This window comes from Pseudofrankia sp. EUN1h (genome assembly GCF_001854645.1).
GTDB classification, from domain to species: domain Bacteria; phylum Actinomycetota; class Actinomycetes; order Frankiales; family Frankiaceae; genus Pseudofrankia; species Pseudofrankia saprophytica.
In genome coordinates this window covers 47,735-71,924 of the sequence record NZ_MBLN01000054.1, presented here as the reverse complement: position 1 = coordinate 71,924, position 24,190 = coordinate 47,735, and the positions used below count along the sequence as shown (strand labels likewise).

The window sequence follows — 24,190 nt, the reverse complement described above, 5'->3', positions numbered from 1 at the left end:
CGACCGGTCCGCCCGCGGCCGCCGGCCCGCGACGGCGGTCGCCAGGAACGGAGGCGGCGCCGATGTATGAGCTGGCAAGGGTGCGGCTGCACTCGATCGGGCCGCGGGGTGCGCGCTTCGGCGACGTACTGCTCGACTTCTCCAACGTTGGCGGCCCGGTGACCGGGCCACGCCAGGACCCGATGTTCGATGTCGGCCCCGCCCAGCCGGCGCCCCCACCGGCGGCGGCCAGCGGCCCCGGTGACGCCGGAGGCACGGGTGCGAGCACGGGCGGCGGGGCGGCGACGGCGGGGCCCGCGACAGCGGCGGGAGCGTCGGGGAGAGCACCGACAGGCGCGACGGGCAGCGGCCTGGCGGCGGACGCGGTGCCGGCCGGGTGGCTGCTGGGCGGGGAGCCGCCGGCGCCGCGGCGGCCGTCGCCGGCCACCGTGCTGTTCCTGGAGAACGGCGGCGGCAAGAGCGTGCTGATGAAGCTGATCTTCTCGGTCGTGCTGCCGGGGCGCCGCCACGTCGTCGGCACGTCCAACGGACGGGTTCTGGACAACTTCGTGCTGCCCCGCGACTGCGGGCAGGTCATCTGCGAGTGGCAGCACGCGGTGACCGGCGAGCGCGTCGTCACCGGCAAGGTGAGCGAGTGGCGCGGGCGCGGCCCGGCCGACGGTGGCCGGCTCGCGGACGCCTGGTACTCCTTCCGTCCTTCCGGCGCCGTGGAGCTCGAGACGCTTCCGCTGCGCCGTGACGGCCGACTGGTGACGCTCGGCGGGTTCCGCGAGGCGATGACCCGCGCGCACGCCGCCGACCCGGCCCTCGATCTGACCTGGGAGACCCACCAGGGCGCCTGGCTGGAGCACCTGGACGCCCTCGGCCTCGACCCGGAGCTGTTCCGCTACCAGCGCGCGATGAACGCCGGCGAGGGCGAGGCGGCGGAGGCGTTCGCGTTCACCACCGACGAGGGGTTCGTCGACTTCCTGCTGCGCGCGGTGACCCCGCCCGAGGACCCGGCCGGCGTGGCCGAGGTCGTCGACGGCTACGCGGCCAAGCTCACGGAGCGGGCGGCGCTCGGCGCCGAGCGCGACTTCGTCGCGGGCGCCCTGGACCGGCTTTCCGTCCTCGTGGACGCCCTGCGCGACCGGGAGGCGGCTGCGGCGGGGCTGGACGTCGCCCGCGCCGAGATCGCCTGGCTCGCCAGCGCGGTAGGCGGGCGGCTGCGGGCCGGGGAGGCCGACCGCGCCGGACTCGAGGACCAGCTCGCGGTCGCCGGCGACACGGAGGCCGCCGCCGAGGCGGGCAAGGCACACGCCGGCGACCGGGTCGCCGCGCTGCGCCGCCGGCTCGCCGAGCTGCGGCTCGCCGACGCGCAGGCGGCCCGCGACGAGCTGGTCGCCGCGGCGAGGGCGACGGCGACAGTGGTCGAGGGCTGGAGGGCAAGCGCGGACACACTGCGGCTCGCGGCGGCGGGCGCCGAGGCGGCCCGGCTGACCGAACTGGTCACCGGGGCCCGCGACGCCGCCGCGCCGGCGCTGGCCGAGCAGGACGCCGCCGCCCGGGCGCTGGTCAACGGCCTGCTCACGGCGGCGGCCCGTGCTCGCGCCGCCGCCGACGAGGCCGAACGGCGGGCGACCGAGCGAGACCAGGACGCGGAGGCGGCGGCCGAGGCCGAACGCCGCGCCCTCGACGAGGCCGCGACCGCCCGCGCCGGCGAGCGCGCGGCCCGTGGCCGCGTCGAGGCGGCCGAGGCGGCGCTGGCCACCGCGGTCGCCGACGGCCTGCTCCCCGGCGGCACCGGTGGCGGCGAAGTGTGGTCGATGGGCGATCCCCCGGGCACGACAGCCGACCACACTTCGCCGCTCCCGGACGGACCGTGGTCGGTGGGCGTGTCCGGGGACACCGGCATCGGCCACGCATCGTTGCCCGAAGCGGCGGCGGCGGCCGCGGCGGCGGCCCGCGCGGCGGCGGCCGCGGTTCGGGACGCGCTCGCAGAGGTCGGCCGGCTGGACCGGGAGCGCACCGCGGCGGCCGAGGCGAGCCGACGGGCCGAGCGAGCGAGCGACGCGGCCCAGGCGAGGGCCGCGTCGCTCGCCGACCAGGTCGCCGCGGCCGACGACGCCGCCGCGGCCGTCACCGCCGACGGTCGGATCGCCGCCCTGCTCGGCCTCGCGGCGCCGGCCCCCGCCGCCGTGGCCCCGGATGCGGCCGGAGCCTCAGCGGTCGTCGCCACCCCGGAGGACGCCGACCAGCTCGCAGTGACCAGCCGGACCGGCGCGGCCGGTACGACCGGTGTGACCGATGAGGCGGCGGGGCTGAACGGGCTGGCCGAGCAGGCCCTCGCCGCGCTGCGGGCCGCGGTGGCGGCGGGTGAGCGGCGCAGGCTGGAGCTGACGGTCGAGTCCGACGCCGACCGGCGGGTGCTCGCCGCGCTCGGCGACGACGACCTGCGCCCCGCCCGGCCGGAAGTGGTCGCCGTGTGCGCGGCACTGGCCGGCGCGGGGATCTCCGCCGAGCCCGGCTGGGCCTACCTGGCGCGCGTGGTGCCCGCTACCGACCGCGAGGCCCGATGGCGCCGGCATCCCGACATCGTCGACGGGGTCGTCGTCACCACCCAGGACCCGGGCGGCGCGGGCGCCACGCTCGCCCGCGCCCGCGAAGTCCTCCTCGCCGCCCGCCTTCTTCCCAACGCGGCCGTCGCCGTCGCCACGCCGGCCGTGTTCGCCTCTCCCCACGACGATGCAGACCCCGCCGACAGTGCCGGGACCGCCGCCGGTGCCGGTCGTGCCATCGGAGCCGGCCCCGCAGGGGCGACGGCGCGCGCTGACCTCGCCGACGATGAGCCGACGGCCGGCACGTCCGTGTTCGTCGTGCCGCCGAATCCGGCGCTGTACGACGTGGACGCGGCCGCCACCGAGCGGTCGGTGATCCAGCGGCGCCAGGACGACCGGGCCCGGCTCACCGCCGAGCTCTCCACGAGGATCGAGGCCGACCGGGCGTTGCTGGCCGCGGTCACCGGCTGGCGGCGCGCCTACCCGCCGGGGCGGGTCGAAGCGCTGGCCGCCGAGCTCGCCACCGCCCGGCGGGCTGCGGCCGAGGCCGAGGGCACGCTCGCCATGACGGCGGCGGCGACCGAGCGGGCCATGGCCGCGGCGGACGAGGCGATCGCGGCCGTCGAGCCGCTGCGCGCGGCCGAGCAGCGCGCGGCGGCCAAGGCCAGCGAGCTCGACCGACTGGCCCGCGCGACCGGCAGCCCGGCCGAGGACCTCGCGCGAGCGGACGAGCTAGCCGCGGCCGCCGCCCGGCTCGCCGCCGCGGCCGAGGCGCACCGCGCGGATGCCGCCGCCGCCCGCCGCGCGGGCGCCGAAGCGCGCCGCGAGGCAGACAGCGCCCGTCGCACTGCGGACGCGGCCCGCGCTGAGGCCGCCGAGGTCATGGGCGTGGGTGCGGAGATCGACAGGGTCGACGGGACCGGGAGCGGCCCGGGAGCCGGCGACGGCGACGGCGAGGACCCGGGCACCGACCGCGCGGGTGAGGCACCAGCCCCGGTCGCGGTGGCGGTGCTGCGGGCCCGCTACGAGGCCGCCACGCGGACCTACCAGCGGGTCGCGGTCGGCGCGGACCTGACGGCCGCGCTCGAGCTGGCCCGCCGGGAGGAGGCCACCGCTCGGGCGGCTCTGGACGCGCTCGCGCCCGAGATCCGGCGAGCCGCGCGTGAGCTGCTCGACGGGCCCGAAGGCGCCGACGCCGCCTCGCGGGCGGCGGCCGCCGCCACGGCCGGACGGCGGGCCGAGGCGCTCGCCGCCGAGCTCGACGAGGTGCGGGAACGGGTCGGCGGCCTGCGCGAGGAGGTCCGCGCCACCGCCGAGGAGGCACGGCGTCGCCGCGCCGGCCCGCTGACCGGCGACCAGGTGCCCATCGACGCCCGGCACGCCGAGGAACTGCTGGGACAGGCGTTCGCCGCCGTCCGCGCCGCCGAGGCCGAGCTCGGGCGCGCCAAGGCGGGGCGTGAGCGCCTCGGGGTGCTCGCCGGCCAGCACGACGGCACGCTCGCCGCGTTCCGCGCCGTCGCCGAGACGCTCGCGGACGCTCTCGTCGACGCCGCGAACGCCCCGGACGCTGCCGCCGGCGCGGCGGCCACGGCGACCGCGACGGCGGCCGCGGCGGCGGCCGGAGGTGGCGCCGCTGGCGAGCCGGCCGGGGCCGCCGCGTTCGAGGGCGGTCCCGAGGAGGCCCGCGCCGCGGGTCGGGCGGCCCGTGACAGCTGGCGGGCCGACGCCGGGCGGCTGGCCACGGCCGCCGCCGCCGTGCGCGCCGCGGCGGACGCCGTCGCCGCCTGGGCCGGGCAGGACCGGTTCGAGGACGTCAGGGCGCCCGCCCGCCGCCAGATGGTCCGCGCCGGGCGGGAGGCGGTCGCGGCGAACGCGGCCGCCTGGGCTGACGCGCTGGCGCCCCGGCTGCGCAGCCTCGACGACGACCTCGCGCACATCGGCCGCAACCGGGCGGCGATCGTGGCCCGGCTGGAGGGGATGGTCCGCGCCGCGCTCGGCACGCTGCGCGCCGCGCAGCGGCTGTCCCGGCTGCCCGACCAGCTCGGCGACTGGTCCGGCCAGGAGTTTCTGCGGATCTCGTTCACGGATCCGGAGGCGGCGGGGCTCGCAGACGCACTCGGCGACGTCATCGACGCCGCGGCCGCCGCCGCACCGCGGCTGGACGGGATGGCACTGCTCCTGCGCGCGGTGCGCGCCGCCCTGCCGCGCGGGGTGCGGGTCGAGGTACTCAAGCCGGACGCGGTGCTGCGCACCGAGCGGGTCCGGGTGTCCGAGCTCGGCGACGTGTTCTCCGGCGGCCAGCAGCTCACCGCGGCGATCATCCTGTACTGCACGATGGCGGCGCTGCGCGCCAACGACCGGGGCCAGCTGCGCGCCCCGCACGCCGGCGTGCTGTTCCTCGACAATCCGATCGGCCGCGCCTCCGCCGGTTACCTGCTCGACCTGCAGCTTGCCGTAGCCGACCGGCTCGGTGTCCAGCTCGTCTACACCACCGGCCTGTTCGACACGGCGGCCCTGGCCGCCTTCCCCCTGGTGATCAGGCTACGGAACGACGCGGACCTGCGCGCCGGCCTGAAATACCTGCGGGTCGAGGAACATCTGCGGCGCGGCCTGCCCGCCGCCACCGGCGGCGGCATGGATGCCGCGACTGGCGTCCTCACCGCGACCCGCGTGTACCGGCGCCCCGCCTGACCACGTCGAGTGGACTTCCACGGCTGGCCTGGTCTGGTCTGGATACGGGCCGATCAACGCCCGCATCCAGCCGCCGACATGGATTTGTTGAGTTGGTGTCTTGTGCAACCCTCCAGTAGCTGCCACTATCGAAAAAGTGCCGCCCGGTACCCCCCGAGCCGGGCGGTACCTAAACTTGTCCCACTCGTTGTCCCCATTGGGTTGGCGTCTCACAACCMGCAATGTTGCTCCGGGGTCTACCCCGGAGTCCCGGCGTGGTCGGCACTCCCGACCTTTCGGGGCCCCTCGGCTCGTCGTCGCCTCGCGACGGCTGTCGCGCGTAGCCGTTTTGATCGGCGCTGGGCGGCGACATCGGCGTCTTCCGTTTCTCGCCCCTTGACCTCGGCGTAGTCGATCCGATTCCCTGCCGTCCGCGGCGGCAGTTGAGTTGCGTTTACAACTTCTTGGCGTGCCACCTTCCGTGGCGTCAGCCGGATGGACTCGTTTGGGCTTGGCGCAAGTTCAGGATTACCGCATGAGTCGCGTTTAGCTCGCGACTGAGCGGGTAGTTCGCTTCGACTCTCTGGTTGGCGAGCGGAATCAGAAACGCCGTCACCTCCGCTTTCACGTCACGCTTCCGACCGGTCACCGTCGACGCCCAAAGTCGATGTCCAGGTGCAATTTGTCGCCGCATCGCGCCGCTCGGGTAACGAATGCGCTTCTTGAACGTCACAAGCGCTGGGCGGACGGCCGGGAGGTCGGCCACCGTCACCTCTCATCGCCCACGGCACCCACCACGCTCGCGTCACCTGGGCAAAGAGCCGCCGGGCGCTACGAGCAGGCGGCGACGGGCACGGAGCCCTGCTGGCTGGCCACCCGGTTGTTGAGGTCCTTGACGGTCACGGTGTAGGCGAGGGTGCCGGCGGAGGCCGAGGGGCCCAGCTGGGCGGTCCAGGTGGACCTGTCGTCGGCGGTGGAGCCCAGCTGAAGGGCGACCGTCGTGGCTGCGCCGTTCGGGGTGGTTATCGCGACACTGCCGCCGGACATGCCGACCGGGTCCTGGACCTCGACCGTCAGCGTACCGGTCGCGGGGGCCTGGTCGGTGGCGCAGGCCTGAGCCCGAAGCGACGACGGCCCGGCGGCGGAGAGGATCTTCGGCCCGGCGGTGACCACGGCCGTCACGTGGATCGTCCCCCCGCCGGTACCCGCGGCCGGGGTCACGGTGATCGGGATGTCGAGCTGGCCGACCGGCGCGGCCGAGCGGTCCAGGCTGATGACCAGCTGGGTGCGGTAGCCCGGATCGAGGCGGGACGTGCGCGGTACCGCGTCCAGGTAGGCCGGTGCGCCACTGGTCCGGATCGTGACGGCCTCGGTGCCCGTGTTGGTGAGGTCGACCGTGTCGCTGGAGTCGACCTGACCGAGATTGACGGACGTTCGCCCGAGGGTGAGCGCGGGGCCGGTGCTCCTGGGCCCGGCGGGGGTGGGGACGAGGCTCGCCGCCGGGCGCGAGGCGGTGGGCTGGGGCGGGACCGGGAGGTCGGTCGGGAGGAACTCGAGGACCGTGCCCGGCGCGGGGCTGGAGGTCGCGCTGTCCGGACCCGTCCCGGCGCCGGTCGACGACGGGCCGGCGACCGTGACCCGGCTCGTGTCCCGGCTAGGTTGCCCGGAGGCCGCCGAGCCGCCGCCCGCGGTGCTGGTCGTCTTCGGGCCGCTGCCGCTGAGYAGCRCATAGCCGACCAGGACGCCKACCACGGCGAGGGCGACCAGGCCGCCGGCCACGATCCGGCCCCACCGGATCGGCAGGATCCGCCCCGACCTGCCCCAGGGAGACCGGTGCCGCCCTGGCGACGGCGAAGATGACGACGGCGACGGAGATGACGAGGGCGGCTCCTGAGACCGCGGCGCTCGCCTCGTGTAGGTGTCGGAGGCGCGGTCGCCCGCGGCATTGCCGCKCCGGCTGAGACTCCCGCCACGGTGCCGTTCGTCCCCGCGGTGCCGTTCGTCCGCCGCACGTTGCTCCATCTCCGCCGAGCCTAGGGCTGGGGGCATATATCCGTGGACGGTTTGCTCGTTTCTGTGACCACCGTCCAGCTGACGCGCGACCGGCCGCCGGGTGCCGCGCCACCGTCGCGCTCACCTGTGCTCGTGCCCGTGCCCGAGGAAAGATCACAAGGAGGGCCCGAGGGCGGGAGTTCCTGCCCAGCCGGGGATCTAGGTGCATCCGGGGCGAGTCCGTGGCAGCCTTGCAAGACCCGATATCGAACGATCGGGACAGGATCTGGTGACCTCCGGAGGCACGGGGCTCGCCCACCTCCGTCGGCCCAGCGCATCGCCGCGCGAATCCGCCCGTGTCCGTCGCGACCCGGCGGCCCGGAGCCGCGCCGTGAGGGAGGAGCCCCATGCCCGCACCGGGCTACACGATGGAGGTCGAACTCGGCAAGATCCGCGAGTTCGCCCGGGCGACCAAGTCGCGCAACCCCGACTACCTGACGGCCGAGCGGCCGGTCTCGCCGGCCACCTTCCTGATGACCTCCGCGTTCTGGTCCGACGGCGCCGGTGTGCCGTGGGACGAGATCGAGGGATACGAGGAGATCGACCTCGGCCGCGTGCTGCACGGCGGCCAGGAGTTCGTCTTCCACGGCGAGCCACCGCGCGCCGGCACCCGGCTCGTCGGCCGCGCGAAGATCGCCGCCGACTACGTCAAGGAAGGCCGCCGCGGTGGCACGATGCGGTTCATCGTGGTCGTCAACGAGTTCCGCACGCCCGATGGCCGTCTGGTCGCCGAGGCGAAGAACACCGTGATCGTCACCAGCCAGGCGCCGGCGGCGGCCAGCGCGGCCAGCGACGGGAAGGACGACGCCCGATGACCACCACAGCCGACCTCGGCACCGGTGCGGCCAGCACGCCGGTGCTCGGCCCCAGACCCGCCTGGGAGGACCTGGCGGTGGGCCTTGGACCCGCGCCGCTCATCGACCAACCGCTCACCCGCACGGACTTCGTCCGCTACCAGGGCGCGTCCGGCGACCTCAATCCCATCCACCACGATGAGGAGTTCGCCCGGGCAGCCGGGTTCCCGACCGTGTTCGCCGTCGGGATGCTGCAGGCCGGTGTTCTGGGCACGTATGTGACCGACTGCTTCGGCGCCGCGAACCTCCGCCGGTTCAGCACCCAGTTCCGGGAGCAGGCCTGGCCAGGCGACGTACTCACCTACCGCGCGACCGTGACCGGGCTGCGCGAGGAGGCCGGCCAGCAGCTCGTCGACCTGGATCTGCTCGTCACCCGCCAGACCGGCGGCACCCACATCAAGGGCGAGGCGACCTTCGTCGTCCCCGTCTAGACCCATCGGGGCTGTGCGGTGGCGGGGCGCTGAGCGCCTCGCCACCGCACAGCCGGGGACCGTCAGGATCCGGCCTGGGCCAGCAGGCCGCGGGCGATGACGATCTGCTGGATCTGGCTCGTGCCCTCGTAGATCCGGAACAACCGGGCGTCGCGGTAGAAACGCTCCACCGGGACGCCGCGGATGTAGCCGGAACCGCCGTGGATCTGCACCGCCCGGTCGGCGATCCGCCCGACCGCCTCCGAGGCGAAGTACTTGGCGCAGGACGGCCCGATTCGCTTGTCGCTGCCGTCGTCGAACTTGGCGGCGACGTCGGAGACAAGCGCGCGGGCGGCGTAGAGGTCGGTCGCCGAGTCTGCGATCAGGCCCTGGACCAGCTGGTAGGTGCCGATCACCGCGCCGCCCTGTTCCCGGGAGGCCGCGTAGGAGACGGACTCGTCGACGAGCCGCTGGCACATGCCGACGCACAGCGCCGCGATGTGGATCCGCCCGTGCGCGAGGCAGCGCATCGCGGTCGCGTAGCCCCGCCCGACGCCGTCCTCCCCGCCGATGAGCGCCGACGACGGAACCCGCACGTTGTCGAAGTAGACGTCGGCGGTCCAGGCGCCGGCCTGGCCCATCTTGTGGTCGCGCGGGCCGACGGACAGGCCGGCCGTGCCCTTCTCGACCATGAACGTGGTGATGCCCCGGCTGGGCGAGGCGTGCGGGTCGGTCCGGGCGAAGACCATGAAGACGTCGGCGAGCGGCGCGTTGGTGATGAACCGCTTGGAGCCGTTGATCACCCACTCGTCGCCGTCGCGGACGGCGGTGGTGGCCAGGCCGGCCGGGTCGGAGCCGGCGCCCTGCTCGGTCAGCGCGAACGACGCGGTCCAGTCCCCCGAGGCGACCTTCGGCAGCCAGGTCTTCCTCTGCTCCTCGGTCGCGCCCTCGAGCAGCACGTGGCCGGCGATCCCGTTGTTCGTCCCGAACATCGACCGGAACGACGGCGTGGTGTAGCCGAGCTCGTAGACGAGCCGGACCTCCTCGCTCATCGACAGGCCCAGCCCGCCGTAGAGCTCGGAAATCGCGAACCCGAACAGCCCCATCTCGGCGGCCGCGGCCCGCAGGGCCGCCGGTATCTCGTCGGTCTCTTCGATCTCCTGTTCCAGCGGCACGACCCGTTCGCGCACGAACCGTCGTACCGAGGCCAGCACCTCGGCGAAGTCACTCTCCTGCACGGCACCCGTCCGTATCTGCTCTCGATCCAGCATCGGTACGGCACTGCTCCCCCGCCGATTCCTGCTGGCGCTGGAATCGGTGAGGACCCCGCGCTCTGGGGTGAACCAAGAGCACCGCCGGTTGGGGCCTACGGCACGCGCCGTCCCCCATCCTGCCCACACGGGCGCCACGGCGCACACCGGACGCGTCCGGACGGCGGAGGTCGCTGCCTTCGCTGGCCCGTGACGCGCAGGCGCGACACGATGACCTCCAGCTCCGCCGCCGACCTCCGCCGCCGCGGAAATCGCTGGGTAAGCGAAGTTCGGCGGCACCAGATCTCCTGGCCGGCGGGCATATGGGACGTCAGACCAGCGCGGTTCGTCCCAGGCGCAGGCAAGATCGACAGAACAGAACGGAACTCGACACGTGACAAGAGGAGTCCGGGCATGAGCGGGATCTGCGAGGGACGCGTCGTCGTCATCACCGGCGCGGGCGGCGGCATCGGCCGGGAGCACGCGCTCGCGTTCGCCGCCGAGGGCGCGAAGGTCGTCGTCAACGACCTCGGCGGAGCCCGGGACGGCACCGGCGCGTCGGCGGGCCCGGCGCAGTCCGTAGCCGCCGAGATCGTCGCCGCGGGCGGCGAGGCGGTCGCGAACACCGAGGACATCTCGACCTGGGACGGCTCCAAGAACCTCGTCGACCAGGCCGTCGACACCTTCGGCACGCTGGACGTCGTCGTGAACAACGCCGGCATCCTGCGCGACCGGATGCTGGTGAACATGACCGAGGCCGAGTGGGACGCCGTCATCAAGGTGCACCTGAAGGGCACCTTCGGCGTCGCGCACCACGCCGCGGCGTACTGGCGGGACCGTTCCAAGGCCGGCGAGACCAACGACGCCCGCATCATCAACACCTCGTCGCCGTCGGGCATCTTCGGCAACGTCGGCCAGACGAACTACGGCGCCGCGAAGGCCGGCATCGCCGCGTTCACMGTCATCGCCGCCATGGAACTGGGCCGCTACGGCGTCACCGTCAACGCGATCGCCCCAACCGCGCTCACCCGGATGACCGAGGACCTCGGCTTCGTCAAGAAGCAGGAGGAGGACCTCAAGGAGCAGCCCGAGGCGAAGGCCGACTGGAACCCGCTCGGGCCGGAGAACATCTCCMCGCTGGTCGTCTGGCTCGGTTCGCCCCAGTCGAAGGGCGTCAGCGGCCGGGTGTTCTCGGTCCTGGGCGGCTTCATCAGCGTCACCGAGGGCTGGGTGAACGGCCCGTCGGTCAACCGCGAGGGCAAGTGGGAGCCGGGCGAGCTGGGCGAGGTCATCCCCGACCTGGTCGCCAAGGCCGCCGCGAACGCCGACATGCAGGGCAACCGCCCGTCGTCCTGACCCACCGGTTCGTGGTCGATGGTGGTGTCCTAGGACACCACCATCGACCACGGCTTGCACACGGTCGACGGAGCGTGGTCGATGGTCGTGCCTATTCGGGCGACCATCGACCACGGTTCGGTACCTACCCGGGAGGGTCGCCGGCCGGTCGCGTGGGCCGGTCGTGGGACCGCCGGCGATGATCACGGTCGCGGCGGCCCCACCAGACCCACCAGTCGAGGGTCCACAGGACGAGGGCGAAGCCGAACAGCAGGTCCTCGACGGGGGCGAACGCGACCCGCGGACCGAGGATCGTGGCCGGGTCGTAGCGCACGATGCCGAACCCGGTGAGCACCCCGTTCGTGATCAGCTGGCAGACGATGATGATCGCGTAGGCGGTCCAGAACGCCCGCCGTCGCACCAGCCTCAGCCGGAACACCAGCGCGTCGGCTGTGACGGCGGCGAGCACGCCCGCGACGGCGAGCGCCGTGTAGCTCATCCGGGCCCCGGCGRCTGAGACTCGGGGGGCGGCGGTTCGTCACCGACGGGCCAGTCGCGACGCCGGGCGCGGACGGCCTCCAGGGTGAGGATCGCGCAGATCGGCACGACGGCGAAGAACAGTGCCTCCTCCAGCGGGATCCCGCCCGGCAGCCGCACCCCGGTGACGCCGCGCGCGTCGAACGTCCACTGCTCGCGCGCGATCGCGTACAGGTCCCAGCCCACGAAGACGGCCAGCACCGGGATGAGGGTGCGCACCAGCCGGCGCCACCGGGCGTAGACCCGGGTGCGCAGGAACACCTCCAGCGGCGCGGTGCCGAGCAGGCAGGCCGCCAGCACCGCGAGGTAGCCGAGGTGACGCATCAGAACCGGCCGGACGCTGCGAGGACTGGGCTGCGCCGGGCTAGCCCGCGGCGCGCAGACGGGCGGCGAGGGCGGCGGACGCGGCGGACGGGTCGGGCGCGCCGGTGATGGCGCGGACGACGACGGCACGGCGCGCGCCGGTGGCGAGCACCGTGTCGAGGCGTTCCTCGTCGATGCCGCCGATCGCGAACCACGGCTTCGAACCGGGTGTGAACGGCGGGGCGGCGGCGACGGCCGCGGCGAGGAGTCGCGGGCCCACCCCGGGGCGGCCCTCCTTCGTCGGCGTCGGCCAGACCGGGCCGACGCAGAAGTAGTCGACATCCGGGTCGGCCAGCGCCGCCTCGAGCTGCCGTTCGTCGTGCGTCGACAGGCCAAGGATCACGCCGGGGCCGAGGAGGCGGCGCGCGACGGCCGGCGGGATGTCGTCCTGGCCGACGTGCAGGATGTCGACGCCGAGCACCGAGGCCAGGTCCGCCCGGTCGTTGCCGCTGACCAGCGCGCCGTGGCGGCGGCCGGCGGCGAGCATCCGCTCCAGCGCCGCGGCCTCCTCCCGCCACTCCAGCCCCTTCTCCCGGAGCTGGATCAGGTCGACGCCCGGCGCGGCAACGCCGTCAAAGCCGGTGCCGGTGGCGGGCGGGGCGAGCACGCCGTCGAGGAAGGCGTCGAAGTCAGGCTGGCGGGGGGTGCACAGGTAGAGCCGGGCGTCCGCGAGCCGCGCCAGCCTCGCCGCGCGGGCCGCCGAGGCGTCCGCGGGCGCCGCCGGGTCGCTGTCAGCCACCGGCGACCGCCCGGACGAGCTCGAGCCGGTCATCAGCGCGCAGCCGCACATCCCGGCGCTGCGCGGCGGTGAGCGCCTCGCCGTTGTACTCGACCACCACCGACCCAGGACGCAGGCCCAGCTCGGCGATCAGCTCGAGGAGCGGCTGCCCTTCCGGCACCCGCCGCTCCTGGCCGTTCACGATGACGACCACCGCGGCCACAGACGGATCACCCACACTCTGGACCCTACGCATTCTGGACCCTGGGCGCGGCGCCGCGCGGCCGCCGCCCGCCCGCCGCGGTCAGAATCCGAGCGCCTGGGCACGGCGCTTGACCTCCCTGCCACGGTTCTCGCGCAGCGCGTCCAGCGGCGTGCCGGGAAGGCTCGGATCCTCGCGCAGCAACCAGTCGATGGCCTCGTCGGGTGTGTAGCCGGCGTCGGCGAGCACCGTCAGCGTGCCGGACAGGCCCTTCGTGAGCTGGCCGTCCTGGATGAAGCCGGCTGGAACCCGCAGTATGCCGTCCTCCTGGCGGCGAGCGAGGAGGCTGCCCTCCCGCACGAGCTGACGCACCCGCGTGATCGGGACCCCCATCGCCTCGGCGATGTCAGGCAGCGGCAACCAGTTGTCCATGGTCGAAAGTAAACACGACCGGGAGGTGTCCTCAAGACCGGCCTCGCGCCCGTGACCAGTCAGGCAGGACACCGGTCAGGCCGGGCCGATCTGGACGCCGCCGCCGCCCGCGGAGCGAGTGGCGGCCTCGGCGACGGCGACGACCCTGCGGGCGGCCTCCACCCGGTAGGAGGTGAGCGGCCAGCCGGACAGGAGCGCGTCGGTGAGGTCGCGGTAGAACGGGTGGGCGGGGCCGGCCGGAAGCGGCAGCCGGGTTCTGGTGCCGTCGTGGGAGACCACCGTGAGCGGTCCGGCCGACAGCGGGGTGTACGGGGCGCCGTCGCCGTTTCGGCCGGCGTGCCGGCCGCCGGCCCGGGACCATGTGTCCGCCGGCGCCGTCTCGGCGGGGGTGCCGGTGGCGAGGGCGGCCATCGCCGGGTCGTCGCCGAATATCGAACCGGTGGTGCCGAGCACGTGCAGCCGGGCGGTGGGCACCGCGAGCAGGTCGGAGACCGTCACCTGTGCCTCGGCGCCGCTGGCGAAGCGCAGCAGGACGCGGGCGTGGTCGGCATTGGTGACGTGGTGCCAGACCCGCTTCTGGGCGGTGGCCGTGACCCACTCGACCGGCTCGTCCACCAGGTCGAGCACCCAGTCGAGGTGCCCCGCGGCACGGTCGTGAATGAGGCCGCCGCTGGCGCGCTCGTCGTCGCGCCAGCCGCCGGAAGGCCGGTTGTACCCGCCGTGGGCGATCTCGACCGACAGGACGTCGCCGATGGCGCCGCTGCGGACGGCCGCGCGCAGGCTCTGGTAGGCCGGGTCCTCGCGACGCTCCGGGTAGGTCGCGAGCAGCGACGAGCGGGCGGCGGCGAGCAGCGCCAGGTCGTCGGCCTCCTGGGTGGACAGCGCGAACGGGGACGGGATGACGACGTCCTTGCCGGCCTCCAGCGCTCGGGCGGCCCACTGCGCGCGGGTGTTGTTCGGGGTGCCGATGATGACGAGGCGGACGTCCGCGTCGGCGATCAGGCCGTCGGGCTCGTCGTAGGAGCGTGCCTGACCCTCGCCGGACCGGGCGCCGGCGGCGCGGCCGGTGCCGCTGACCGCGACCAGGTTCAGGCCCTCGGTGGCCTCGACGGCCGACTGGTGGTGGGCCCCCGGCATGCCCGGGGCGCCGAGCAGGCCTACGCCGACGGGCTCGGCGTCGTGGACGCCGAGGGTGTGGCGCAGCCAGCGGCCGACCAGCCGGTGGTAGGCGGGATCGGCGAGCGTGCTCGCGGTGGAGCCGAGGGTGAACATGCCCAGGCCGGTGGACGGCCGCCAGGTGCAGACCGGGTACTCGGTCAGGCTGTGCTGGACGACCAGCAGCCGTTCGACGTCGTCGGCGATCTTGTCGGGGACGACCCAGCTGTCGACCGGTCGGAAGTCGCCCATCCGGGCGGCGACCTGCGCGCCGTTCGGGCCGACCGTCACCCGCAGCTCGTGCGCGGGCGTCGTGTGGCCGGGAATCAGCCCGGAGGCCTCGACCAGCGGGCTGTCGGACGGCAGCGCGCGCACGGTGGGTCCCGCGAGCAGCACCGGCACCGACTGCCGCGCACGGTCGAGAAGCTCCTGCTCGACGGAGTCCAGCGGCCGGTCGATGAGGACCAGTAGGGCGTCGGCGGAGCGGGCTGAGGTAGGCCCGAGCCCGGCGGCCCGGAGGTGGTCACCGAGGGCGCTCACCCCAGGCAGGTTGGAGACCAGGTGAATGCGCGGCACAGCGCCAGACTCTAGTGACAGGACCCCATCCGCCCGCCAACGGGTGCTATACGTCCGATCGACCCGAACGTCCAGCTAGCCGCCCCGCCCCACGCTCCTGACGACGGGCACCGGCGAGCCCACGACCAGCGACAAGCCGCCGCGGCCACCACGTAGTGTGACATCGGCCGGTCACAGGGCGGCGCAGCCGGCGCCCCGCCCCGGCGGGCCCGGACCGCGCCGCCGGCGCGCGGCATGAGATCTGGTCATGAAGCACGCCTTGTCTGGCGGCCCGAAACCGTGTGGGAGGCCGTCCCGCGCCCACGTGCGCCTCAGGTCGGCCACGAAGGACGGCCTCGGTCGGTCACCAGGGACGGCCGGGTCCGTCACCAGGGACGGCCGGTCGGTCACCAGGGACGGCCTCAGTCAGCCACGAAGGACTTCAGGGGGACGGCCGGGTCGGCGAACTGGGCCTGGTCGGGRCGGGCCGCGGCGGCGAGCAGGCGGCGGCCGGCGACCATGTCGATCGGGCGCGCCACCGTCACCAGCGCGGTGAGCGTGCCGTCCGGGGCGAACCAGCCGGCCGTCCAGCCGGGTGCCTTCTTGGCGTCCGGCTCCCGGCGCGCGGTCGGGTCGCCGCGGAACACCAGATGGGCGTCGTCCGCCGGCAGGCCGGCGAACTGCACCATCCGGCCGAACTGCTCCGACCAGAAGTACGGCACCGGGTTGTAGACGGGCAGGTCGGCGACGGCCTGGCCGGCGGCGAGGCCGAGCAGGGTGCTGGCCGCGACGGCGGGCGCGCCCTGGGCGCTGTCCCAGTGCTCGACGTGCATCCGCTTGCCGTAGCGCAGCGACCACCAGGCCGCGCAGTCGCCGACGGCGACCACCGGCGCGGCGCCCGCCGCGCCGGCGACGTCGGGGGCCCAGGTGGCCAGCAGGTGCTCGTCGCTGACGATCCCGCGCTCGAGGGCCAGCGCCCCGCCGAGCCAGCCGACGTCCGGGCGCACGCCGACGCCGACGACGATCTCGTCGGCCGGGATGAACTCGCCGCCCACGAGCAGCAGCCCGTCCTCGCCGATCTTGTCGACCATGGCGTCGACGCGCAGGGTGACACCGGCTTCCTCGTACCAGTGGACGGCGTGCCCGCCAACCTCGGCGCCCAGCGGCGCGAGCGGGAAGCCGCCACCTTCGACGACGGTCACCTCGGCGCCCTGCTTGGCGGCGACGGTCGCGACCTCGGCGCCGATCCAGCCGGCACCGACGATGACGAGCCGCAGCCCCGGACGCAGCGCCTCGCGCAGCGCGAGCGAGTCGTCGATGGTGCGCAGCACCCGCTGGCCGGGCGCGCCGGGCAGCCGGATCGGCGCCGAGCCGCTGGCGATCACCAGGCCGTCGTACTCGACGGGGCCCGCGTCGGTGTGGACCACGCCGGGTTCCAGGCCGGTCGCCTGCCGGCCGAGCAGCAGCTCGACGCTGTCCAGGTCGTGCAGCCCGTAGGGCAGGTGGGTGCTGTCGGTGCGGCCGGTCAGCACTGCCTTCGACAGTGGCGGACGGTCGTAGGGCGGGTGCTCCTCAGCCCCGATCAGCGTGATCCGGCCGGTGTACCCCTGCTCGCGCAGCTCGACGACGGTCCGGCCGCCAGCCAGCCCGGCGCCCACCACCACAACGTGTTCCATGGCCGCAGGCTACCTGCGCACCACGCCAGGAAGCCCCCGTGAGATTCGCCAGATCACAACCGGCGGCGTCCACGCGCCGTCATGTGGTGACCTTGCTGGTCAGGTTGCGACCAGCGGGAAGGCGTCCTTCCAGACCGGGTCGTAGCCGGCCTCGACGAGCATGGCCGCGACGGCGTCCGGGGGGCGCTCGTCGCTGATCGAGAACTGTTCCTGCGCGCTGCCGGGTGTCCCGTAGCCGCCCGGCTCGGTGGACGAGCCCGCGCTCATCGTGGTCACCGCGATGCGGACCAGGCCGTCGCGCATCGCCGCGGGCTCGCGGGTGGACAGCGACAGGTCCAGGTCGGGCTCGTAGAGCCGCAGCGCGGCGTGCGCCTGGACGAACTCGGCGTCGCCGACGACGACCACCGGCGGGAAGCCGGCCGCGTTCGGCCGGATCCGCGGCAGCGCCGCGGTGATCTCCGTGCGCCAGAACCGGCGGGACAGGAACGACGCGTGCGCGGCGAGCGCGAGCACGTCCGCTCGCCAGTCGACGGCGAGGCCGAGCAGCACGCCGAGGCCGAGGCGACGCACGCCGGCGGCGCCGGCCCGCTCGAACGAGGACAACCGGCGGTCGAAGTCGCGCTTCCACCCGGCGACGTGCACCTCGCGGTACCGGGTCCGGTCGTAGGTCTCCTGATAGTGGACCGCCCCGACCAGCCCGCCGGCGACGAGCCGGGCGTAGGTGTCGTCCGACCAGGTCTGGGTCTCGATCGAGATCGCTGGAAACAGCGGGGAGAGCCGCTCGACGACGGCGACGAGGTAGTCGGCGGACACCTCCGTCCGGTGCTCGCCGGAGACCAGCAGCAGGTGGCGGAAGCCGCGCTCGGCCAGCAGCCGCGCCTCGGCCTCGGTCTCGTCGAGGGACAGCGTCCGGCGCACGACCGGCAGCCCCTTGGAGAAGCCGCAGTACGTGCACGACGACAGGCAGGCGTTCGAGACGTACAGCGGGGCGAACAGCCGCACGGCGCGTCCGAAGCGGCGCAGCGTCGTCTCGCGGGCGGCGCGGGCCAGCTCCTCGATCCGGCCGGTCGCGGCCGGGGAGAGCAGGACGGCGAGGTCGGCGAGCCCGAGCCGGCCGCCGGCGCGCGCGGTCGCGAGCACGGCGGTCACCGCGGCGTCGTCGGCGCGCAGCCCGGCGGCGGCGATCCCCGGCGGGTCGAGACCGGCGAGGACCTTCGCGAACTCCCCCGGCGGGGCGCTCACGGGGCGAGGGTCCCGGGCTGGGCGCCGAGGAAGCCGGTCAGCGGAGAGGACGCCTCGGCCCTCGTCGACGCGCTGACGGCGCCGCGGCCGGCGAGGTAGCCGAGCCGGCCGGCGACGGTCGCGAGGGCGAACGCGCGCGCCATCGTCACCGGGTTGCTCGCGACCGCGATCGCGGTGTTGACGAGGACGGCGGACGCGCCGATCTCCATCGCCTCCGCGGCGTCGGAGGGAACGCCCAGGCCGGCGTCGACGACGACCGGCACGCCGGCCGCCTCGATGATCACCTCGAGGGCGTCGCGGGTGCGCAGGCCGCGGTTGGAGCCGATCCAGCTGCCGAGCGGCATGACCGTCGCGCAGCCCGCCTCCTCGAGCCGGCGGGCGAGCACCGGGTCGGCCGGGCAGTACGGCAGCACGGTGAACCCGTCGGCGATCAGCAGTTCGGCGGCGCGCAGCGTCTCCACCGGGTCCGGCGCGAGCGTGCGCGGGTCGGGAGTGACCTCCAGCTTGACGAGCGGGCTGCCCGTCGAGGCCCGGCCGAGCCGGGCGAGCCGGTGCGCCTCCTCGGCGTTGACGGCGCCGGAGGTGTTCGGCAGCAGGGTCACCCCCGGTGGGACGAAGTCGAGCACGTCGCCCTCGCCGGCCCGGTCAAGGTCCACCCGGCGCAGCGCGACCGTCACGATCTCGGCTCCGCTGGCGACGAGGCTGTCGCGCATCAGGGCGTGACTGCCGAACTTCCCCGTGCCCACCATGAGCCGGCTGGTGAACGCCCATCCGCCGATCCGCAGCGGCTCGTCCTCGAGCTCGGTGAGCCCGGCCGACGCCGTTCCAGGTGCTGCCATCACCTTTCCCTCCCCACGCGCGCATGATCGCGATCGGGTCGACGGGTCGCCGACGGCTGCTGGTCGGCCTCTCAGCCCGCCTCACGCGGGCTCCCCGGGTCCGCCCGGATTGTATGCCCCGCGTTCGCCCGAACGCGGCTAGCGGGCGAGGCAGCGGTACCACGCGGACCTCGCACCCCAGACAGGGATGATCTTGCTGTTGTGCGCATGGTCCGTCACTGTCGGTCCTTGCCGACCGACGCCGGAGGAAGCCCGGATGCCACCACGACGCCCGATTGCCCTGGCGCGCGCCGCCCGCCTCGCCCATGCCCAGCGGCCGAGCTCCGCCACGGTCCGAGGCGCCGGGTTACTGGTCACCGCGCTCGCCGTCGCGCTCGCCGGCGGCGCGGCCGCTGGCGGGTGGGGGCCCTATGAGGTCAGCCCCGGAGACTCGCTGTGGTCGCTGGCCGCCCGGCACGGGACCACCGTCGAGCGGATCAGGACCGTGAACGGCCTGCCCGACGACGAGCTACGGGCGGGAGAGCTGCTCTACCTCCCGGGTTCCCATTCCGGGGCGGCGGAGACGGCCCAGCCGCGGATGGCCGGGGGTTGTGCGTCCTGGTCGCCGGCGGGGGCGTGTCAGCCGGCCCCGCCACCGGGCGGGTATGTCGTCCAGCCGGGTGAGTCGCTGTCGGTGCTGGCGGCCCGGGCGGGCCTGAGCGTCGCCGATCTCGCGGCCCGCAACGGGCTCGGCCCCGACGACGGCCTGCGGATCGGCCAGATCCTGCTGGTCACGCCCGACCCGGGTCAGGTCGGCACGCCCGCCATCACCCTCTCGGCCAGCACCTCCGCGCCCGTCCTGCCCGGTGCGTCGGGTGATGGGGTCGTGCCGGGCGTCGCGGCACCGGCGGGCCCGGTGCCGGCCCTCTCCGCCATCGGCCAGACCCAGCTGGTGATCCGGGCGGAGGCGGCCCGCCAGGGGATCGACCCGACGCTCGCGCTGGCGATCGCCTCGGTCGAGAGCGGGTTCGACCCGACGGCCGTCAGCCGGGTCGGGGCGGTCGGTGTCATGCAGCTGATGCCGCGCACCGCGCGCTGGCTGAGCACCGTGCTCGACCGTCCGGTCGACCAGTCGAACCCGGCCGACAACATCGCGGGCGGGGTGGCGTTCCTGCGATTCCTGCTGGCAGAGACGTCGGGGGATGTTCCTACGACGGTCGGCAGTTATTACCAGGGCCTTGACTCGGTGCGACGGTACGGTTTCTTTCCGGACACCCAGGAGTATGTCGGTAAGGTGATCGCGAGGCGGGCGCACTTCACCGCAGCCCCCTAATCGTAAACTGTCGGCGTGGATGCCACGGTCGCGGACCCCGTCATCGGTCGCCTGCTGGACGGCCGGTACACCGCGCAGGAGCGGCTGGCCGTCGGCGGCATGGCGAGTGTCTACATCGCGCACGACAACCGGCTGGACCGGATGGTCGCCCTGAAGGTGATGCATCCGAACCTCATGCACGAGCCGGACTTCGTCGCACGGTTCCACCGGGAGGCCCGGGCAGTCGCCAAGCTGAACTCCCCGCGGGTCGTGCAGGTCATGGACCAGGGCGCGGCCCAGACGCCGGTCGGGGTCCTGAACTACCTGGTCATGGAGCTGGTACGCGGCAGGTCGTTGCGCCAGCACCTGGGCACACACGGGYGGCTCGCGCCCTACGAGGCCATAGACATCATGGAGGCCATCGCCGAGGCGCTGGCCGCCRCGCACCTGGCCGGCATCATTCACCGCGACATCAAGCCGGAGAACATCCTGCTAGGTGACGATGGCCAGGTGAAGGTCGCGGACTTCGGCCTCGCCCGCCCCATCAGCCAGCCGACGGCCGCGCTGACCCAGGGCGTGGTCATGGGGACCGTCGGGTATCTCGCGCCCGAGCAGGTCACCCACGGCGTCGCGGACTATCGCAGCGACGTGTACGCGGCCGGTGTCGTGCTGTTCGAGATGCTCACCGGCCAGCTGCCGCACACCGGCGCCACCCCGATGTCGGTCGCCTACCAGTCGGTCCACAGCGAGATCCCCGCACCGTCGACCATCGCGGGCGGCATCGAGCCCGAGCTCGACCACCTCGTGCTGCGGGCCACCGCCCGCCGGCCCGACGAGCGCCCGTCGGACGGCGTGGCGCTGCTCGACGAGGTACGCCGCGTGGTGCCCCTGATCGCCGACTCCGGCCCCGCCGGGCCAGGCTCGGCCGGGCCCGCGGTGCCTCCCTACCTGGCCGACTACCCGCCCAGTCCGGCGCCGGCGGGCCGTTACACGCCCACCCGGGTCGAGCACCGTCCCGGCGAGGACGAGCTCGGCGGCTACCTCGACACGCCGGCCTACTCTCCCGAGCCGGCCGGGCGCGGCGGCGGCCACCGCGCCGCCCCCGGCGGCCGAGGAGACGCGCCCGGCTACGGGAACCAGCCGACCGGCCACCGCGGCGCCGGGGGCTTCCGCCCGCCGGCGTGGGCGTACGCGGTGCTTGCCGTGGTGGTCGTGCTGATCCTCCTGATCGTCGGAATCAAGGCGATGGTGGGCGGCGGTGGCGGCACCGAGGTACCTCTGCTGACGGGGCTGACCAAGGCGGACGCCGAGGCCGAGCTGAGGTCCGACGGCCTGAAGTGGACCTACGGATCGCCCGTCCACAGCTCGACCATCCCCAAAGACAAGGTCGCCGACTACTCGCCCAACGGCAGCACCAAGGTCGACCCCGGCGACACCGTCACGATCATCCTGTCGCTCGGGCCCGAGCAGATCTCCATCCCCGACCTGAAGGGCAAGTCGCAGGCGGACGCGCAGGCCGAGCTCCAGTCGACGAACCTCGGGTTCGCCGRCCTGCGGCAACAGCCCAGCGACGACGTCGACAAGAACAAGATCATCGGGACTGACCCGGCGGCGGGCACCAAGGTCGATCCCGGCACCCAGGTCACCCTGCTGGTCAGCAGCGGCCCGGCCGCCCGGACCGTCCCCGACGACCTCGTCGGCAAGTCCTACGACGACGCGAAGGCCGAGTTGGAAGCGCTCGGGTTCACCGTCCAGAAGGACATCGACACCAGCGGCGCGTTCGACAAGGACAAGGTCGCGCGTACCTCACCGGACCCAGGTCAGCAGGTCAACCCAGGCGGCACCATCACGCTGTTCGTCTCGGCCGTCGACGGTGGCGGCGACGGCTCTGGCGTCATGGTCACGGTCCCGAACCTCAGAGGGAAGTCGGCCGACCAGGCGCAGTCGATCCTCCAGGAGGCCGGGCTCCAGGCCGACTTCCAGAACTGGTTCTTCGGGAGGAAGGTCAAGTCGACCAACCCACCCGCCGGCACCCGAGTCGAGCAGGGCACGACCATCCACGTCGTACTGGGCTGAGTTGCTGGTTCGCTCCGTGCGGGCGGCGCGCTCCGGCCCCGTACTCACGACCTCCGAAATCGGCTTCGCCGATTCCGCAGGGACCCCGTCGCTCCCACGGGACCTCCGCGCGCCGTCCTCCTGCGCTCACGGGCGCTCCGGCGACCTCGCTGCGGCCCGACCCACCTCGCTTCGCTCGTGGGCCGGGCCTCCGCGAGGCGCGCCTCCGCGCCCGCACGGTCGCCTACCGCTGAACGTCACCTACCCGAAACCGCTGTCTCGGTAGGGCCACGTCGCTTCGCTCGTGGAACGTCCGGACCTGTGCTGGTCGCGGGTTTCGTACCGACAAGGCACGAAGGCCACCCCACGAGCGAAGCGACGTGGCCCCGGGGGTTGGCCATGGTCGAACCGTGCAAGCGTCACGCAACCGAGCTGGCGCGGAGGCGCGCCTCGCGGAGGCTTCCCTACGAGCGAAGCGAAGTAGGGAGGCCGCAGCGAGGTCGCCGCAGCGCCCGTTCGCGGAGGAGGACACGGCCCGGAGGTAGCCCGCGAGCCGCCAGGCGAGCGGGCTGCCGGAGGGCCGTGCCTGGACGGAGCGAACCAGAGACTCAGCGGCGGCGGGAGCGGGCGGCCTGGAGCATCTCGGCGACGAGGAAGGCGAGCTCCAGAGCCTGGCTGGTGTTCAGGCGCGGGTCGCAGGCCGTCTCGTAGCGGCCGCCGAGGTCGGCCTCGCCGATCTTCTGGCCGCCGCCGAGGCACTCGGTGACGTCGTCGCCGGTCAGCTCGATGTGCAGGCCACCGGGGTGGGTGCCGAGCTGCTGGTGGACCTCGAAGAAGCCGAGCACCTCGTCGAGCACGTCGTCGAAGTGGCGGGTCTTCACGCCGCTCACGTCGCGGGTGTTGCCGTGCATCGGGTCACAGGCCCAGACCACCGGGTGGCCGGCGCCGTTGACCTTCTCGATGACCGGCGGCAGCGCGTCGCGGATCTTGCCGGCGCCCATCCGGGAGATCAGGATGAGCCGGCCGGGGATGTGGTCGGGGTTGAGCCGCTCGACGATCGCGAGGACCTCGTCGGGGCTCGCCTTGGGACCGACCTTGCAGCCGATCGGGTTGCCGACCCTGGACAGGAAGTCCATGTGCGCGCCGTCGAGGTCACGGGTGCGCTCGCCGATCCAGATCATGTGGGCGGACAGGTCGTAGACCGCGTCCGTCGCCTCCTCGACCCGCGTCAGCGCCCGTTCGTACTCCAGCAGCAGGCCCTCGTGGCTGGTGTACAGCTCGACGCCGCCGAGCTCGGCGGTGCGGTCGAGGTCGATGCCGCAGGCGGCCATGAACGCGAGCGCCCGCTCGATGTCGGTGGCCATCAGCTCGTAGCGGCGGCCGGCGGCCGAGTCGCGCACGAACGCCTTGTTCCACTCGTGGACCTGGGACAGGCTCGAGAACCCGCCGGTCGCGAACGCGCGGATCAGGTTCAGCGCGGCGGCACTGTGGTGGTAGGCGGAGACCATCCGGGCCGGGTCCGGCCGGCGGCCCTCGGGCGTCGACTCGATGCGGTTGACCGCGTCGCCGCGGTAGGACGGCAGGCCGGTGGACGTCTCGATGTCCGTCGAACGCGGCTTGGCGTACTGGCCGGCGATCCTGGCGACCTTCACCACCGGCGTGCTGGCACCATAGGTGAGCACGACCGCCATCTGCAGCAGCGTCTTCACCTTGTCGCGGATCTTGTTGGCGGTGTTCGCGGCGAACGTCTCCGCGCAGTCACCGCCCTGGAGCAGAAACGCCTCCCCGCGGGCGACGTCCGCGAGCCGCTCGGTGAGCGAGCGGACCTCGGGAGCCGTCACCAGCGGCGGCAGCGTGGCGAGCTCGGCATAGGCGGCCCGCAGCTCGCCCTGGTCCGGCCAGGAGGGCTGCTGCTTGGCCGACAGGGTCCGCCAGAAGTCCAGTTCCGGTCGCGGCCGCTCGAGTTCCGTCTGCCCGCCATCAGGTCCGAGGTCCATCACCCAACCAGGGTACGGGC

18 protein-coding genes are annotated in these 24,190 nt (G+C 74.1%); 6 read left to right on the top strand and 12 right to left on the bottom strand.

Annotation, left to right across the window (positions count from 1 at the left end; all coding sequences use genetic code 11):
* The first annotated feature begins 62 nt into the window (after positions 1-62).
* Positions 63-5,228 carry a hypothetical protein gene (locus BCD49_RS43605; protein WP_071041721.1) on the top strand — a complete coding sequence of 1,722 codons (5,166 nt, stop codon included), beginning with the start codon at positions 63-65 and terminating at the stop codon, positions 5,226-5,228.
* An 810-nt stretch (positions 5,229-6,038) separates the two neighbouring features.
* Here BCD49_RS43605 and BCD49_RS18325 read toward each other — a convergent pair.
* Complete coding sequence (locus BCD49_RS18325) at positions 6,039-6,986, bottom strand: hypothetical protein (RefSeq protein ID WP_083401537.1); 948 nt, start codon at positions 6,984-6,986, stop codon at positions 6,039-6,041.
* A gap of 620 nt (positions 6,987-7,606) precedes the next feature.
* Between BCD49_RS18325 and BCD49_RS18320 the strand changes: the two genes are divergently transcribed.
* Positions 7,607-8,074: an FAS1-like dehydratase domain-containing protein gene (locus BCD49_RS18320; protein WP_007517848.1), complete on the top strand. Its 468-nt coding sequence runs from the start codon at positions 7,607-7,609 to the stop codon at positions 8,072-8,074.
* On the top strand, positions 8,071-8,544 hold the full coding sequence (locus tag BCD49_RS18315; protein ID WP_007517850.1) for a MaoC/PaaZ C-terminal domain-containing protein: 474 nt from the start codon (positions 8,071-8,073) through the stop codon (positions 8,542-8,544). Before BCD49_RS18320 ends, BCD49_RS18315 begins: the two co-directional genes overlap by 4 nt.
* Positions 8,545-8,606: 62 nt before the next feature.
* Here BCD49_RS18315 and BCD49_RS18310 read toward each other — a convergent pair whose 3' ends face one another.
* Positions 8,607-9,794 carry an acyl-CoA dehydrogenase family protein gene (locus BCD49_RS18310; RefSeq protein ID WP_106410602.1) on the bottom strand — a complete coding sequence of 396 codons (1,188 nt, stop codon included), beginning with the start codon at positions 9,792-9,794 and terminating at the stop codon, positions 8,607-8,609.
* 393 nt (positions 9,795-10,187) lie between these two features.
* On the opposite strand from BCD49_RS18310, the gene BCD49_RS18305 reads away from it, so the two are divergent.
* On the top strand, positions 10,188-11,129 hold the full coding sequence (locus BCD49_RS18305; RefSeq protein ID WP_071041719.1) for an SDR family oxidoreductase: 942 nt from the start codon (positions 10,188-10,190) through the stop codon (positions 11,127-11,129).
* Between the two features lie 124 nt (positions 11,130-11,253).
* On the opposite strand, the gene BCD49_RS18300 is transcribed toward BCD49_RS18305, so the two are convergent.
* The 9 genes from BCD49_RS18300 to BCD49_RS18260 all read right to left on the bottom strand — a co-directional run bounded on the left by BCD49_RS18300 (position 11,254) and on the right by BCD49_RS18260 (position 18,827).
* A complete protein-coding gene (locus BCD49_RS18300; protein ID WP_007517855.1) occupies positions 11,254-11,607 on the bottom strand; it encodes a lycopene cyclase domain-containing protein in 354 nt (117 codons plus the stop codon).
* Entirely contained in the window at positions 11,604-11,969 is a 366-nt protein-coding gene (locus tag BCD49_RS18295) for a lycopene cyclase domain-containing protein (protein WP_071041718.1), read from the bottom strand. Before BCD49_RS18295 ends, BCD49_RS18300 begins: the two co-directional genes overlap by 4 nt.
* A 40-nt stretch (positions 11,970-12,009) precedes the next feature.
* On the bottom strand, positions 12,010-12,747 hold the full coding sequence (thiE, locus tag BCD49_RS18290) for a thiamine phosphate synthase (protein WP_007517859.1): 738 nt from the start codon (positions 12,745-12,747) through the stop codon (positions 12,010-12,012).
* Positions 12,740-12,964 carry a sulfur carrier protein ThiS gene (gene thiS, locus BCD49_RS18285; protein WP_232794389.1) on the bottom strand — a complete coding sequence of 75 codons (225 nt, stop codon included), beginning with the start codon at positions 12,962-12,964 and terminating at the stop codon, positions 12,740-12,742. The genes thiE and thiS overlap by 8 nt, the downstream gene beginning before the upstream one ends.
* A 66-nt stretch (positions 12,965-13,030) precedes the next feature.
* Entirely contained in the window at positions 13,031-13,360 is a 330-nt protein-coding gene (locus tag BCD49_RS18280; protein ID WP_007517862.1) for an Rv2175c family DNA-binding protein, read from the bottom strand.
* A 75-nt stretch (positions 13,361-13,435) separates the two neighbouring features.
* Positions 13,436-15,091 carry a Gfo/Idh/MocA family protein gene (locus BCD49_RS18275; protein ID WP_007517864.1) on the bottom strand — a complete coding sequence of 552 codons (1,656 nt, stop codon included), beginning with the start codon at positions 15,089-15,091 and terminating at the stop codon, positions 13,436-13,438.
* Between the two features lie 401 nt (positions 15,092-15,492).
* A complete protein-coding gene (locus BCD49_RS18270; RefSeq protein WP_007517866.1) occupies positions 15,493-16,746 on the bottom strand; it encodes an NAD(P)/FAD-dependent oxidoreductase in 1,254 nt (417 codons plus the stop codon).
* A gap of 99 nt (positions 16,747-16,845) precedes the next feature.
* Positions 16,846-17,988 (bottom strand): 2-iminoacetate synthase ThiH, encoded by a 1,143-nt coding sequence (gene thiH, locus BCD49_RS18265; RefSeq protein WP_007517868.1) that lies wholly within the window; start codon positions 17,986-17,988, stop codon positions 16,846-16,848.
* Positions 17,985-18,827 carry a thiazole synthase gene (locus tag BCD49_RS18260; RefSeq protein ID WP_007517870.1) on the bottom strand — a complete coding sequence of 281 codons (843 nt, stop codon included), beginning with the start codon at positions 18,825-18,827 and terminating at the stop codon, positions 17,985-17,987. Before BCD49_RS18260 ends, thiH begins: the two co-directional genes overlap by 4 nt.
* Before the next feature lie 256 nt (positions 18,828-19,083).
* On the opposite strand from BCD49_RS18260, the gene BCD49_RS18255 reads away from it, so the two are divergent.
* Entirely contained in the window at positions 19,084-20,139 is a 1,056-nt protein-coding gene (locus tag BCD49_RS18255; protein WP_007517871.1) for a lytic transglycosylase, read from the top strand.
* Between the two features lie 15 nt (positions 20,140-20,154).
* Complete coding sequence (locus BCD49_RS18250; RefSeq protein ID WP_071041717.1) at positions 20,155-22,194, top strand: Stk1 family PASTA domain-containing Ser/Thr kinase; 2,040 nt, start codon at positions 20,155-20,157, stop codon at positions 22,192-22,194.
* 587 nt (positions 22,195-22,781) lie between these two features.
* On the opposite strand, the gene BCD49_RS18245 is transcribed toward BCD49_RS18250, so the two are convergent.
* Positions 22,782-24,170, bottom strand: coding sequence for a class II 3-deoxy-7-phosphoheptulonate synthase (locus BCD49_RS18245; protein ID WP_051467456.1), 1,389 nt, complete (start codon positions 24,168-24,170; stop codon positions 22,782-22,784).
* Positions 24,171-24,190 lie beyond the last annotated feature (20 nt).

Excerpts from the sequence above, each read along its gene's own strand:
- BCD49_RS43605 (WP_071041721.1), top strand. The coding sequence starts at position 63 with ATGTATGAGCTGGCAAGGGTGCGGCTGCACTCGATCGGGCCGCGGGGT.
- BCD49_RS18320 (WP_007517848.1), top strand. The coding sequence starts at position 7,607 with ATGCCCGCACCGGGCTACACGATGGAGGTCGAACTCGGCAAGATCCGC.
- BCD49_RS18315 (WP_007517850.1), top strand. The coding sequence starts at position 8,071 with ATGACCACCACAGCCGACCTCGGCACCGGTGCGGCCAGCACGCCGGTG.
- BCD49_RS18310 (WP_106410602.1), bottom strand. The coding sequence starts at position 9,794 with ATGCTGGATCGAGAGCAGATACGGACGGGTGCCGTGCAGGAGAGTGAC.
- BCD49_RS18300 (WP_007517855.1), bottom strand. The coding sequence starts at position 11,607 with ATGAGCTACACGGCGCTCGCCGTCGCGGGCGTGCTCGCCGCCGTCACA.
- BCD49_RS18280 (WP_007517862.1), bottom strand. The coding sequence starts at position 13,360 with ATGGACAACTGGTTGCCGCTGCCTGACATCGCCGAGGCGATGGGGGTC.
- BCD49_RS18260 (WP_007517870.1), bottom strand. The coding sequence starts at position 18,827 with ATGGCAGCACCTGGAACGGCGTCGGCCGGGCTCACCGAGCTCGAGGAC.
- BCD49_RS18255 (WP_007517871.1), top strand. The coding sequence starts at position 19,084 with ATGCCACCACGACGCCCGATTGCCCTGGCGCGCGCCGCCCGCCTCGCC.
- BCD49_RS18245 (WP_051467456.1), bottom strand. The coding sequence starts at position 24,170 with ATGGACCTCGGACCTGATGGCGGGCAGACGGAACTCGAGCGGCCGCGA.